15 protein-coding genes are annotated in these 13212 nt (G+C 29.0%); 11 read left to right on the top strand and 4 right to left on the bottom strand.

Features of this window, described 5'->3' with window-relative positions; translation table 11 throughout:
* Window positions 1-26: 26 nt before the first annotated feature.
* Complete coding sequence (locus tag ARA19_RS11860) at window positions 27-272, top strand: hypothetical protein (protein ID WP_055071178.1); 246 nt, start codon at window positions 27-29, stop codon at window positions 270-272.
* Window positions 273-289: 17 nt separating this feature from the next.
* On the top strand, window positions 290-592 hold the full coding sequence (locus tag ARA19_RS11855; protein ID WP_055071177.1) for a metal-sensitive transcriptional regulator: 303 nt from the start codon (window positions 290-292) through the stop codon (window positions 590-592).
* A gap of 49 nt (window positions 593-641) precedes the next feature.
* On the opposite strand, the gene ARA19_RS11850 is transcribed toward ARA19_RS11855, so the two are convergent.
* Both ARA19_RS11850 and ARA19_RS11845 read right to left on the bottom strand, forming a co-directional pair.
* Complete coding sequence (locus tag ARA19_RS11850) at window positions 642-1175, bottom strand: threonine/serine exporter family protein (protein ID WP_084764485.1); 534 nt, start codon at window positions 1173-1175, stop codon at window positions 642-644.
* A 3-nt stretch (window positions 1176-1178) separates the two neighbouring features.
* A complete protein-coding gene (locus tag ARA19_RS11845) occupies window positions 1179-1940 on the bottom strand; it encodes a threonine/serine exporter family protein (protein ID WP_055071176.1) in 762 nt (253 codons plus the stop codon).
* A 243-nt stretch (window positions 1941-2183) separates the two neighbouring features.
* On the opposite strand from ARA19_RS11845, the gene glyA reads away from it, so the two are divergent.
* From glyA to ARA19_RS11815, 6 genes are all read left to right on the top strand, one after another.
* Window positions 2184-3416, top strand: coding sequence for a serine hydroxymethyltransferase (gene glyA / locus ARA19_RS11840; RefSeq protein ID WP_055071175.1), 1233 nt, complete (start codon window positions 2184-2186; stop codon window positions 3414-3416).
* 206 nt (window positions 3417-3622) lie between these two features.
* Window positions 3623-4096, top strand: a complete 474-nt coding sequence (ybaK, locus tag ARA19_RS11835; protein WP_055071174.1) for a Cys-tRNA(Pro) deacylase — start codon at window positions 3623-3625, stop codon at window positions 4094-4096.
* A gap of 103 nt (window positions 4097-4199) precedes the next feature.
* Entirely contained in the window at window positions 4200-5129 is a 930-nt protein-coding gene (rbsK, locus tag ARA19_RS11830; protein ID WP_055071173.1) for a ribokinase, read from the top strand.
* Window positions 5130-5239: 110 nt separating this feature from the next.
* Window positions 5240-6193, top strand: coding sequence for a dipeptidase (locus ARA19_RS11825; protein WP_055071172.1), 954 nt, complete (start codon window positions 5240-5242; stop codon window positions 6191-6193).
* A gap of 40 nt (window positions 6194-6233) precedes the next feature.
* A complete protein-coding gene (ymfI, locus tag ARA19_RS11820) occupies window positions 6234-6974 on the top strand; it encodes an elongation factor P 5-aminopentanone reductase (protein ID WP_055071171.1) in 741 nt (246 codons plus the stop codon).
* A gap of 99 nt (window positions 6975-7073) precedes the next feature.
* Window positions 7074-7433, top strand: a complete 360-nt coding sequence (locus ARA19_RS11815; protein ID WP_055071170.1) for a hypothetical protein — start codon at window positions 7074-7076, stop codon at window positions 7431-7433.
* Window positions 7434-7497: 64 nt separating this feature from the next.
* Here the strand turns inward: ARA19_RS11815 and ARA19_RS11810 are convergent, their stop codons facing one another.
* Window positions 7498-8370 carry a S66 family peptidase gene (locus ARA19_RS11810; RefSeq protein WP_055071169.1) on the bottom strand — a complete coding sequence of 291 codons (873 nt, stop codon included), beginning with the start codon at window positions 8368-8370 and terminating at the stop codon, window positions 7498-7500.
* Window positions 8371-8654: 284 nt separating this feature from the next.
* Here ARA19_RS11810 and ARA19_RS11805 point away from each other — a divergent pair, with 284 nt between their 5' ends.
* Together ARA19_RS11805 and ARA19_RS11800 are read left to right on the top strand one after the other, a co-directional pair.
* The gene (locus ARA19_RS11805) at window positions 8655-9329 is read left to right on the top strand and encodes a peptidylprolyl isomerase (protein WP_055071168.1); all 675 of its coding nucleotides are present in this window, start codon (window positions 8655-8657) and stop codon (window positions 9327-9329) included.
* 146 nt (window positions 9330-9475) lie between these two features.
* Window positions 9476-10231: an exodeoxyribonuclease III gene (locus ARA19_RS11800; RefSeq protein WP_055071167.1), complete on the top strand. Its 756-nt coding sequence runs from the start codon at window positions 9476-9478 to the stop codon at window positions 10229-10231.
* 73 nt (window positions 10232-10304) lie between these two features.
* Here the strand turns inward: ARA19_RS11800 and ARA19_RS11795 are convergent, their stop codons facing one another.
* Window positions 10305-11255, bottom strand: coding sequence for an L-lactate dehydrogenase (locus tag ARA19_RS11795; RefSeq protein WP_055071166.1), 951 nt, complete (start codon window positions 11253-11255; stop codon window positions 10305-10307).
* 348 nt (window positions 11256-11603) lie between these two features.
* On the opposite strand from ARA19_RS11795, the gene ARA19_RS11790 reads away from it, so the two are divergent.
* Window positions 11604-13196 carry a ClC family H(+)/Cl(-) exchange transporter gene (locus ARA19_RS11790; RefSeq protein ID WP_423230608.1) on the top strand — a complete coding sequence of 531 codons (1593 nt, stop codon included), beginning with the start codon at window positions 11604-11606 and terminating at the stop codon, window positions 13194-13196.
* The last annotated feature ends 16 nt before the right edge of the window (window positions 13197-13212 follow it).

Here is a 13212-nt window from a genome sequence, read left to right as displayed (position 1 = left end):
GTAACAGAGAATTAAGGGGGAGTTATATGTCAAGTGAATTTACAATAACCATGGCATTTTTAATAATTGGGATTTTTTGTTGGTATCTTGCACACTTAGATAAAAAGGGAAAAGATATGGTAAAGACTGAAAAAGGAAGAAAAGAGTATGCTAACAGGTATTTACCAGAAAGATTAAAATATAAATCTAAAACAATAGGGAAAGCTAATTCTAGACAAAGAATGTCTAAGAAGGAAAGAAGAAAAATTAATAAAGAACAAAAAGAAAAATAGATTAAAGAGGTGGAATTGTGAGTCAAAAAGAAGATCTTGTTAAAGAGGAAGCTCTTAAAGATGACGAACTAAAAAAAGAAATACTTGTAAGACTAAGAAGAGTAGAAGGACAAGTAAAGGGAATTCAGGGAATGATTGATAAGGATATTTGTTGTAGAGATGTCCTTACTCAAATAGCAGCTATAAAAGCAGCTATTAATAAAGTCGGTATTCTTATGATAGAAGATTATGCTAGAAACTGCATGGGAATAGAAGAGGGAGATGAAAATTATCCAGGTCTTGAAAGACTTATAAAAACTTTAAATAGTTTTGTGAAATAAAAAGTAAGGGATGTATCTAAGTTTATTGATACATCCCTTACTTCATATATTATTTTTCTTCGCTATTTTCTTTATCATTATTTTTCTCAATATCTCTTAAGAAATTAGACCTAGTTTTTGTTATTCTTTTCTTTACTACCTCAACTTTATCGTCTTTGAAACTTTTAAGTAATCTAGTTAAAGTAGAAACTAATATTACTCCAAGAGCTAAAACTCCAGCAGATGATAAAGTAGATGCAGCTAAAGTCCAAGTTTTTGTCATATCACCACTAACTGCACTATACATAGTATAATACATTCCACTTCCAGGAACTAAGGGCATTAATGAACAAATAACTAATGTAGTTACTGGTGTCTTTAATTTTCTAGCAAGAATTTCCGAATAAATACTAAGGCAAAGAGAAGCAATGAACATAGCCATAGTTGTATTTTTAAATTCTGCTAAAGAAACTAAATAACAAAACCAGCTGAAGAATCCTCCAATACCAGCCCAAATTAAAAATTTCCCTCTAATATTAAACATTATTGCAAAGGCTAGAGTAGCAACTCCTGAAAAGAATGATTCTATAAAAATTTTTTCCATAGTTTAGCCTCCTAAATGATTAATCCAAATATTCATAACCATACCAGTCCCAACTGCAATAGAAACAGCTATTAATATAGCTTCAGCAGCCTTTGTAAGCCCAGAAACTAAATCACCTGATATAGTATCTCTAATTGCATTTGTAATAATCATACCAGGGACAAGAAGCATTATAGAACCAATTATAACATTGTTTACATTGCTACTAATGCCTAGCTGAGAAGATATTATTGCTAAAACTGCTGCAATTGCACCACCAATTGAATTAATAAAAAAGGAATTTAAAGAGAGCTTTTCAGCATAAATAACAAATACTTTTATTATCATTCCTATAAAAAATGCTGCAATGAAATCTTTAAAAGTTCCTCCAAAAGGAATAGCGAAAGATGCAGCAGCAATACCAGCACAAAGTACATTTATTTTAAAGGGATAGGCTGGAATACTGTTTATTTCATTTAATTTTTCTTCAAATTCAGTAACAGTATATTCTTTGACATATAGTTCTCTAGAAAGATTGTTAACTAAATGTATTTTTTGAAGATTATTTCCTCTAGATTTAACCCTTTTTATTAAGGTTTTTGTATTTTTATCGTGACAAACAGATACCATAATACCAGTAGGTGTAACATAACTATCTGCTTGACTTATGCCAAAGGAATGACAAATTCTAACTATTGTTTCTTCAACCCTATAGGTTTCCCCACCACTTTCTAGAATTATTTTTCCAGCAAGGGTAGCAACGTGTACAATGCTATCAATATCCATAACCCACCTCACAGAAGTCCAAAATATATTTTTGTTAGATTAAGATTATATGTATTTACTGATTTAAACTTAAATTCAGTCAAGACTTTCCTTAAGTTAAGTTCCACTTTATAGAATAAAGCTAACTCTTAGTATATAATAGCACAAATAAATAGATACTGAAATAAATAGTATAAATGTTATTGATAAATATATTTTTAATTAATATAATTAAAATAAATATGAAGAATTTGGGGTGATATTGTGAACTTTGAAAATTTATCAAAAGTAGACCTAGAAATAGAAGAATTGATAAAAAAAGAATTAAAAAGAGAGCAAGAAAGCATAGAGCTTATAGCATCTGAAAACTTTACTAGTGAAGCTGTTATGGAAGCAATGGGGTCATTTTTAACAAATAAATATGCAGAAGGATATCCAAAGAAAAGATACTATGGTGGATGTTATGTGGTTGATGAAGTAGAAGATATAGCTAGAGAAAGAGCAAAAAAATTATTTGGAGCGGAGCATGCTAATGTTCAACCTCATGCAGGTTCACAAGCAAATATGGCTGTTTACTTAACTGTACTTAATGTAGGGGATGTTGTTTTAGGTATGGATTTAAGTAATGGTGGACATTTAACTCATGGATCACCAGTAAATTTCTCTGGAAAGCTTTATAACTTTGTATCTTATGGTGTTGATAAAGAAACAGAGGAAATAAACTATGATGATGTTAGGGAACTTGCTATAAAGCATAAACCTAAATTAATAGTTGCAGGGGCTAGTGCATATTCTAGAGTAATAGATTTTAAAAGGTTTAGAGAGATTGCAGATGAAGTTGGGGCATATTTAATGGTAGATATGGCACATATAGCAGGACTTGTAGCAGCGGGAATACATCCATCACCAGTTCCATATGCTGACTTTGTTACAACAACAACACATAAAACTTTAAGAGGACCAAGAGGGGGATTAATTTTATGCAAAGAAAAATTTGCTAAAGAACTAGATAAAAATATATTCCCAGGAATGCAAGGTGGTCCACTTATGCATATAATTGCAGCGAAGGCTGTTTGTTTTAAGGAAGCTCTAGAGCCTGAATTTAAAGAATATATGCAACAGGTTGTAAAGAATGCTAAAGCCCTTAGTGAGGCTTTAAAAAGCTATGGATTTAAGATTGTATCAAATGGAACAGACAATCATTTATTATTAGTAGATTTGAACAATAAAAATGTAACAGGAAAAGAAGTGGAAATTTTATTAGATTCAGTGGGTGTAACATTAAATAAAAACACAGTTCCAAATGAAACAAGAAGCCCATTTGTAACAAGTGGTGTAAGAATAGGGACTCCAGCTGTAACAACAAGAGGATTTAAGGAAGAGGATATGAAAGAAATAGCAACAATAATAAATGATGCTATAGAAAATAGAGAAGGTAACTTAGAGGAAGTAAAAAATAGAGTTAAAAAGCTTTGTGAAAAATATCCTCTATATTAAAATTTATAATAGTAATATACAAAAAATAATAACATATGCATTATAGTTATTATAATGTATAAACAATTATTTTTTATAATTATGTTTAATAGGTCTTCATAATGGGGAGTTGTTCTTATAATGATGGATTAAGAAAAATTATGTCTAAATTAAATTTTATATTTTCAACTCTTCATTTTTAATTACTAAAGAGAGGAAGTCTTTTTATGAAGGGAAAAACTAATGCTATGAGAATTTTAGATTCTCATAAAATTGATTATGAGGTTCTTACGTATGACAATAAAGATAATAAAATAGATGCTCTTTCTGTTTCAGGTAAGATAGGAAAACCTATAGAAATGGTTTATAAAACTCTTGTTACTATGGGACATAGTAAAGAACTTTATGTTTTTGTTATAGGAGCCTCTGATGAATTAGATCTTAAAAAAGCAGCTAAATCTGTTTCAGAAAAAAATGTTGAAATGATTGCTGTTAAGGATATAAATAAATTTACTGGATACATAAGAGGAGGATGTTCTCCTATTGGTATGAAGAAACAATATAAAACTGTTATTAGTGAAAAAGCTAAAGACTTAGAAAAAATAATTGTTTCTGCTGGTAAAATTGGTATGCAGGTTGAATTAAATCTTTCAGATTTATTAGATGTTACCAAAGGTCATTTAGATAATATAACTAAATAAAGATATAAGTACAGTGTTAGTTATATAAAAAGCGGGGATGTATCAGATTTTTCATACATCTCCACTTTTTTAATTATTTAAGTTTTTAAGGAGGTTTAAGGTTATGAATAAAGTTTGTGTGCTTGGAAGTATAAATATGGATTTAGTTATAAAAGTTAAAGATATGCCTAAGGAGGGAGAAACAATTCTTTCAAAATCCTTTGAGAAGGCTAATGGTGGAAAGGGAGCAAATCAAGCTATAGCGGCTAAGAGATGTGGGAATGAAGTAACTATCATATCTAAAATAGGTAAAGATGATAATGGGAAAGTATTAAAAAATACTTTAAGTAGTGAAAATATAAATGTTGATTTTGTTTATGAAGATGAGATTAATCCAACAGGAATGGCAATAATAACTGTTAATGAAAGAGGAAATAATTCAATAGTTGTTATAGCAGGTTCGAATATGACGATAAATGAAGAGGAAATAAATAAGGCTAAGGAAGCTATAAAAGGAAATGATATTTTAATAGCTCAATTTGAAACTCCTGAAGAAATTACAGCAAAAGCATTTAAATTTGCTAAGGAGTTAAAGAAGGTAACAATATTAAATCCTGCTCCTGCTAAGGAAATAAGAACAGATATTTTAGATTATACAGATATAATAATTCCTAATGAAACAGAGGTTGAACTTTTAACTGGAATTAAGGTTTATGATTTAGAAAGTGCTAAAGTAGCAGGAAAAAAATTTTTAGATAAAGGGATAAAGTTTGTTATTATAACTTTAGGTTCAAAGGGAGCAGCTTTAATAAGTAAAGATATGGCTAAAATAATTCCAGCCTATAAGGTTAAAGCTATAGATACAACAGCAGCAGGTGATAGTTTTATAGGAGGATTAAGTTCTAAATTAGATATAAATAATTTAAACTTTGAAACTTTAGAAAAGGCAGTTGTTTTTGGTAATAAAGTTTCATCAATAACTGTTCAAAAAGAAGGAGCACAACCATCTATAGGAATATTAAAAGAAGTAATAGAAATCTATGGGGAGGAATAATAAGATTATAAAATAGGAGAAGAGATAATAAAGATTCTTAAAAAAAGATAAAGTTAGTTTTTAAGCATAAATTAATAGAAAAAGAAACTATAAAGTAAGGAGGAATATATATGAATTTTATAGACTTTCATTGTGATACTGCTTATAGAATGATTGAAGAGGGAAAAAATATTACTGATTCAAATCTTAAGGCAAATTTAAATAATATTAAGGCTGGAAATGCCATGGCACAATTTTTTGCCATGTTTATAGAAAAGGATCAAGTAGAGGATTCTTTTAAATATTGCAATAAAATGCTATTAAATTTCAAAAAGGAAATTTCAAAACATGAAGACACTATAGAATTATGTAGAAATTTTGATGACTTAAAAAGAGTAAAGGCATCAGGGAAAATAGGAGCTTTTTTAACTATTGAAGAGGGAGATGCTTTAAAAGGTAATTTAGATAATCTTAGATATTTTAAAGAAGAAGGAATTTCATTAGTGACATTAACATGGAATTTTGAAAATGATTTAGGGTATCCAAATGTTGCTTTTGTAAATAAGGATAAAGGATTAAAAGAAAAAGGCATAGAAGCAGTTGAAGAGATGAATAGACTTGGAATGCTTATAGATGTTTCTCATTTATCAGATGGTGGATTCTTTGATGTGGCAAAGTATTCAAAAATGCCATTCATAGCATCACATTCAAATGCTAGAGTAATGACTAATCATAGTAGAAATTTAACTGATGAAATGATAAAAATATTAGCTAATAAGGGTGGAGTAACTGGAATAAACTTTTGTAATGCATTTTTAAGTAAAGATTCAAATCCTCTAGATGATGAAGTAGCAACTATAAAAAATATGGTTAGACACATAAAACATATAAGAAATGTTGGTGGCATTGAAGTAATAGGAATTGGTTCAGATTTCGATGGTATAGAAAATGAAGTTGAAATAAAAAATTCAAGTGAAATGAATAAATTAGCTTTTGCCTTACAAAAAGAAGGATTTGTAGAGAGTGAAATTGAAAAGATATTTTATGGCAATGCACTTAGAATAATAAAAGATGTTTTAAGATAATTTAAGTAGGAAAAGTAAGGAAAGAGAGAGGACAATAATAATGAAGAACTTAGCTGGAAAAGTAGCAATTATTACAGGAGGAACTAAGGGGATTGGTAAAGCAATTGTTTTAGAGCTTGCATGTAGAGGAGCAAGTGTTGTTATTAATTATAGTAGTGATGATGATGCAGCTAGAGAAACTTTAAATGAAATAAAGGAATTAGGAGCTTATGGAATATTAGTGAAAGCTTCAGTAGGTGATTATGAAGGCTGTAAGCTTTTAATAGAAGAGGCTGTAAAAGTTTTTGGGAGAATAGATATTTTAATAAACAATGCAGCTATTTCAACAGTTGGATTATTTATGGATAATGATTTTGAAGAATTTGATAGAATTCTTAATATTAATTTAAAATCTGTTTTAGCTTGTAGTAAATTAGCAATGTCAGAGCTTATATCAACTGAAGGTGTTATTGTTAATATATCATCCATATGGGGAAATGTTGGTGCATCTTGTGAAGTATTATACTCAGCAACTAAAGGTGCTATAAACTCATTTACAAAAGCCTTAGGCAAGGAGATGGCAATGTCCAATGTAAGAGTAAATGCTGTAGCACCGGGGGTAATTGATACACCAATGAATTCTTGGATGAATAAAGAAGAGAGAGAAGAACTAGAAGAGGAGATTCCAATGAATAGATTTGGAAAAACTTTAGAAGTAGCAAAAGTGGTTGCTTTTTTATGTTCAGAAGATTCTTCATATATGACAGGACAGATTATTACTGTAGATGGTGGAATGCTTTAGAATTTAAGTATTTAAATGACTATTTAAAATAAATATGCATTATAAATAATAAACTTTTAAAGTATATTATAAAAAAGTTAAATTAAAGGGGGAGAATTTATGAATATTGTAATTGTATCAAAGGTGATTGGGGGAGTTAGACCTGTGCCTATAGGTATAGATAGAGGCGGTAATATTTTTAAAGGAACATTATCAGGAGCTTTAAAAAATAATCTAAAAGAAAAATTAAGTGAGGAAAAGATAGATTGCAATATAGAGGTAGATAGAACCTATGATAACTGTGAAACTATGGTCAAGAGAGGAGTAAATCTTATTTTAGTGTCTCCTTATGTGAAGGATAAAGCAGATATGGATAGAGTTCATAAAAATCACTTATATGTGTTAAGTGAAAAAGAATTTAATAAAGGGTATGTAGAAAACATTGTAGAATATATAAAAAATAATTTAAGAAGTTTATAAAATACAAATAAAGGATTCTATGTAGATTAGTGAAATACCTTTCTATATAGAATCCCTTTATTTTTTATTTCAAGCTGAGTGCACCACCTATTGTTATACATTTACTATCTACACCATGTCCAAGTTCTAAAGTTTTGGCTATGGTTATTGATTTGTTTTGCAGTATATCTAATAACATTTTTTCCACTGTTGGGGAATAATCATTTTCTTCCATTTCAGTGAAAGTTCCAAGGAGTATTCCTTTTAGATTATCAAAGGCTCCAAGTTGCTTGTACTGATGAAGAAAAGTATAAATTTTAGCAGGATTTCCACTATAGCCTTCTAAGAATAATATTTTATTATTAAAATCAGGCATTAATGGTGTACCAGCAAGTTTTAATAGGCAACGAATGTTACCTCCAACAACTATTCCTTTCATTGAATTTCCTTGAATAAATTTATACTTAAATTTAAATAAATCATTTTTTTCTCCAAGAATACTATCCTTAAATAATTTCACTTGTTTTTCCGAATTAGGATTGTTTATTAAGTGTTTTATTTGATAGTGGAAAGTTGGAAATCCACATTTTTTATATAATGCATTAAGAACAGTTGATAAATCACTATATCCAAAGAATGGTTTAGGATTTTTCTTTATAATATCAAAATTTATGTAACTTAAAAGACCATTTGATAAATCACCACCTGATATATCAAAGATAGCCTTTATAGATTTATCAGTAAATAAATTTTCTAAAGATTTTGCCTTAATTATAGCGGCTTCATTAAATGGTGAATTTTTTTCTTCGTAAAAAAGTTCATTACCATAAATAACTTCCAGACCTAAACTATTAAAAAGTTTTTTCAAGGAAAAAATATTACTTTTTAATAATGGAGATAGCCCATTAGAAGATGCAAAAAAAGCTACTTTATCATTTTCTTTAAGTAAAGAACTCATAGTATATTCTCAGCTCCGTTTCGTTTCTTTTGAATTTTATAAATTTATTTCATCACTAATTCTAAATTAAGTCTTAGTTTATTAGAATTAATGTCATAAATAAATTATTGTAATTAAATATGTAATATAACTTAATTATATAATATAAATTTAATTTGGGCGTTAATAAAAAGATACAAAAAGCAGATATTTATAAAAAGTTTAAATTATTTTAATTAATAAGTTTACCTGTAAAAGATAAAATAGTATATAATTTCAATATATTATATTAATTGGAGGGGTTTATGAATAAATTTGCAAAAGGATTAATGGCGGCTATATTATTACCAATGTTATTAGTTGGATGTTCTAGTGGAAAGGGGAAAAGTGATTCTTTAGATAAAGAGGAAACAAAAGAGCAAGTATCAGCTTTTGTGGAGGTTCCAGAAAAACCAGAGATTCTACCAACAGCTACAATAAAAATTAAAAATTATGGAACTATGGAGGCTGAGTTATATCCACACAAAGCTCCTAACACTGTAAATAACTTTATAGAGTTAGCTAATAAAAAGTTTTATGATGGTTTAATAATTCATAGAGTTCAAAAAGATTTTGTAATTCAAGGAGGGGACCCAGAGGGAACAGGAATAGGAGGTCCAGGATATGAAATAAAGGGTGAATTCTTTGAAAATGGATTTAATGTTAATGATATAAGTCATAAAAAGGGTGTATTATCAATGGCAAGGGCACAACAATTAGATAGTGCAGGAAGTCAATTTTTCATAATGACTGATGATGCAACTCAATTAGATGGTGCTTATGCAGCTTTTGGAAAGCTTATTTCAGGAGAAGATGTTTTAGATAAGTTAAATATAGTGAAAGTGAATGGACAAACACCTATAGAGAGAATAGAAATAGAATCAATAAAAATTAATTTAAATGGATATAATGCTAAAGAAGCAGTTAAAATCAAAGGTTAGATTATTGAAATAGTATTTAACTTTGGTAAATTACTTAATTTAGGTTTATAATAAGATAAGATTAAAATTGGGGTGTATCAAAATGACTTTGATACATCCCCTAAATTTTAAGTGATTTTGACATTTTTAGTTTGGAGGGTTTTGCTATGAAGTTAATTTCATGGAATGTTAATGGGTTAAGAGCCTGTGTTACTAAAGGATTTTTAGATTATTTTAAAGAGCAGAATGCTGATATATTATGTATTCAAGAAAGTAAGCTTCAAGAAGGTCAAATTTCATTAGACCTAGAAGGATATTATGATTATTGGAATTATGCAGAGAAGAAGGGGTATTCAGGGACAGCTATTTTTACTAAGGAAAAACCTATTAATGTATTCTATGGAATGGGAATAGAAGAACATGATAAGGAAGGTAGACTTATAACCTTAGAATTTGAAAAATATTTTATGATAACAGTATACACTCCTAATTCACAAGGTGAGCTTAAAAGATTACCTTATAGAATGAAATGGGAAGATGATTTTAGAGAATATTTACTAAAACTTAATGAGAAAAAGCCAGTTATAGTTTGTGGAGATTTAAATGTAGCTCATAAGGAAATAGATTTAAAGAATCCAAAAAGCAATAGAAAAAATGCTGGTTTTACAGATGAGGAAAGAGAAAAATTAACAGAGCTATTAGATGCAGGTTTTGTAGATAGCTTTAGATATATTCATCCAAATGAAGAAGGAAGATATTCTTGGTGGTCATATAGATTTAATGCAAGAAAGAATAATGCAGGATGGAGAATAGACTATTTCCTTGTTTCAGAGAGAATAAAGGAAAATATAAAAGATGCAGATATTCATAGTGAAGTATTAGGATCTGACCATTGTCCTGTAATCTTAGAAATAGAAATTTAGGAAAGTAGATGTTTTATATAGCTAGATAAAAGACATAGAGGATGTATCTGTAATTTGATACATCCTCTGCTTTTTAAAGTTCAGATGAAGCTATATGTTTTTTTAGCATTTCAGATGCTTTAACAAGAGCATCTTTTTCACTGTCACTAAGAGGAACTTCAACTATTTTTTTAGCACCATCTCTAGTAACAATAGTAGGTATAGACATATAAATATCATTAATTCCATATTCACCTTCAAATAAAGAAGATACTGTTAAAATAGAATTTTCATCTCTTAGAATAGATTCCACAATTCTAGCTACAGCCATTCCTATTGCATAGTTTGTATAACCTTTTTTATTAATTATTTCATAGGCTGCATTTTTAACTTTTTCAGGTATAACTCTTTTAAAGTCTTCTTCACAAGTGTCAGAAACTTTATGACAATAATCATCTACATGCATTCCAGCAACATTTGCTAAACTCCATGCAGCTATTTCTGAATCTCCATGTTCTCCAATTATATAGGCTTCTATATCTCTAGAATCAATTTCAAAGTAATCACTTATGAGATATTTCAATCTAGATGAGTCTAAAACAGTACCAGATCCAATGACTTTTGACTTAGGGAACCCAGAGATTTCATAAGCAATTTGAGTAAGTAAGTCAACAGGGTTTGATACAACTAAAAGTATAGAATTAGGACTATATTGTACTACTTGTGGCACAATATCTTTAAAGACTTTAATATTTTTGTTAATTAAATCTAATCTAGTTTCCCCTGGTTTTTGTGCAGCACCTGCTGTAATCACAATAATATCAGAATTTGCTGTATCTTTATAATCTCCCGCAGTAACAGTAACTGGTTTTACAAAAGATGCACAGTGTGATAAATCCATTGCTTCAGCTTCAGCTTTTTCTTTATTTAAGTCAACAATAACTATTTCAGAACATAAGCCTTGAAGCATTAGTGCATAAGCAGAAGTTGAGCCAACAAAACCGGCACCTATTATAGAAATTTTAGATGTTTTTACAGTATTCATAAATAATCACCTCTTTTTTATTTTAGGCATCTAACATTGAATTATACTAGGATTGGACTGTGTATAATGGTAAATAATAAGATACCTAAAAATTTGTTAAAAATAATCATTATTATTAAATAAATTTTAGTTTATAATGATTTTTATTACATAATAACATTAAAATATAAATTTGTGAATAAAAAATGAATATTTTTTATAAAATAATGCAAAAAAGTGAAGTAAACCTTTACATTTGTATAGAAAGTTTAATTTAATTATAATACATGAATTAATAGTTTTGAGAGTTATTTAAATAAGTAATATAATATAAACTAAACGCTTATTTATTGAGGAGGTGCTTTTAAGTTGGGAGGCGGACAAATAAATGATATGTTATCCCGAAGAAAAAACTTAAAATATAGACTTATTTTTGAGGGCACAGTAGTCGGAGCACTAGCTGGAGTTGTAATAGTAATATATCGAGAATTAATAGATATGTTACTACCTAAGTTCACTGAGTTGTATCAATGGGCAAAAGGTGATGTAACAAGAATAATAGGAATATTTGTTTTATTATGTTTATTAGGTGCTATAGTTGGTTTTATGGTAAGATTAGAACCGATGATTTCAGGGAGTGGAATACCACAGGTTGAAGGTGATTTAAGTAGAAACTTAAAAATGAGTTGGTGGAAAATACTTATATTCAAATTTGTGGGTGGAGTTATATCTTTAGGAGCTGGACTTTCAGTTGGTAAAGAGGGACCATCTGTACAAATGGGTGCATCTGTGGGAAAAGGTTTTTCAAGAGTATTTAAGTTTTCAAAGGTAGAAGAAAAATTTCTAATAACAGCAGGGGCCGCAGCAGGATTAAGTTCTGCATTTAATGCACCACTTTCAGGGGCAATATTTGCATTAGAAGAAGTTCATAGAAACTTTTCACCTTTAGTTTTAATATCTGCAATGGCATCGTCATTGGCTTCCGATTTTATACTAAAGTTATTTTTACATCCAGGATTAGCACTAGGATTTAAATCACCACTTTTAGTATTACCATTAAAATATTATTGGATTTTAATAATATTAGGAATTATAATGGGTGTTGGTGGTGCTATATTTAATAAAGGAATTTTAAAAGTTCAAAGTCTTTATGGATGTATGAAGAAAGTACCTATAGAAATAAAAGTAATGATACCTTTTGTTATGACAGGTATAGCAGGAATGACAGCACCTATATTATTAAGTGGTGGTCATAATCTTATAATGAGCTTACCTACATCAAATTATGGATTAGATGTTCTTTTTGCAATGCTTATATTAAAATTTATTTTAACTTTATTTGCATTCGGTTCAGGTCTACCAGGTGGTATATTCTTCCCATTATTAGTTCTTGGCTCTATAATAGGAGATATATTCGGAATTGCAGCATGTCATTATTTTCATATTCCAGAAGTATATATATTAAATTTTATAATATTAGCAATGGCTGCTAACTTTGCATCTACAGTAAAGGCTCCTATAACAGGTATGGTATTAATATTAGAAATGACAGGATCTTTTGAACATATATTAGCATTATCAATAGTAGTAATTATTTCTTATGTAATATCAGAAGCTTTAAATGTAGAGCCAATTTATGAGTCATTACTTGGTCGATTATTAAATAGGGTTGGATTTAAAAATAGAGATGTAATAGCCACTAATAAAATAATTGTAGAACATTCAGTTGAACTTGGAAGTCCTATAGAAGGTAAATTAGTTAAAGATGTAGGGCTACCATCTTGCTGCTTGATAGTAGCTATTAAAAGAGGGGATAGTGAAATTATACCAAGAGGAAATACAAAAATACTAGCTGGTGATTATTTAATGGTAATGACTAGTGAGCAAAAATCAACTGAAATTTTTGATATGTTAGAAGTTAGCGGCGCTTCAGATGTGAAGTGTTGTGAGGATAGAAAATAAAAAATAGACCTAAAAT

The organism is Clostridium massiliamazoniense (genome assembly GCF_001403635.1).
Lineage (GTDB): Bacteria > Bacillota > Clostridia > Clostridiales > Clostridiaceae > Sarcina > Sarcina massiliamazoniense.
This window is presented reverse-complemented; position numbering and strand designations above follow the sequence as displayed.

What these genes read in the sequence shown, in the direction of transcription:
- ARA19_RS11860 (WP_055071178.1), top strand. Translation starts at nt 27, where the DNA reads ATGTCAAGTGAATTTACAATAACCATGGCATTTTTAATAATTGGGATT.
- ARA19_RS11850 (WP_084764485.1), bottom strand. Translation starts at nt 1,175, where the DNA reads ATGGAAAAAATTTTTATAGAATCATTCTTTTCAGGAGTTGCTACTCTA.
- ARA19_RS11845 (WP_055071176.1), bottom strand. Translation starts at nt 1,940, where the DNA reads ATGGATATTGATAGCATTGTACACGTTGCTACCCTTGCTGGAAAAATA.
- ARA19_RS11825 (WP_055071172.1), top strand. Translation starts at nt 5,240, where the DNA reads ATGAATTTTATAGACTTTCATTGTGATACTGCTTATAGAATGATTGAA.
- ARA19_RS11805 (WP_055071168.1), top strand. Translation starts at nt 8,655, where the DNA reads ATGAATAAATTTGCAAAAGGATTAATGGCGGCTATATTATTACCAATG.
- ARA19_RS11795 (WP_055071166.1), bottom strand. Translation starts at nt 11,255, where the DNA reads ATGAATACTGTAAAAACATCTAAAATTTCTATAATAGGTGCCGGTTTT.
- ARA19_RS11810 (WP_055071169.1), bottom strand. Translation starts at nt 8,370, where the DNA reads ATGAGTTCTTTACTTAAAGAAAATGATAAAGTAGCTTTTTTTGCATCT.
- ybaK (WP_055071174.1), top strand. Translation starts at nt 3,623, where the DNA reads ATGAAGGGAAAAACTAATGCTATGAGAATTTTAGATTCTCATAAAATT.
- rbsK (WP_055071173.1), top strand. Translation starts at nt 4,200, where the DNA reads ATGAATAAAGTTTGTGTGCTTGGAAGTATAAATATGGATTTAGTTATA.
- ymfI (WP_055071171.1), top strand. Translation starts at nt 6,234, where the DNA reads ATGAAGAACTTAGCTGGAAAAGTAGCAATTATTACAGGAGGAACTAAG.
- ARA19_RS11800 (WP_055071167.1), top strand. Translation starts at nt 9,476, where the DNA reads ATGAAGTTAATTTCATGGAATGTTAATGGGTTAAGAGCCTGTGTTACT.
- ARA19_RS11815 (WP_055071170.1), top strand. Translation starts at nt 7,074, where the DNA reads ATGAATATTGTAATTGTATCAAAGGTGATTGGGGGAGTTAGACCTGTG.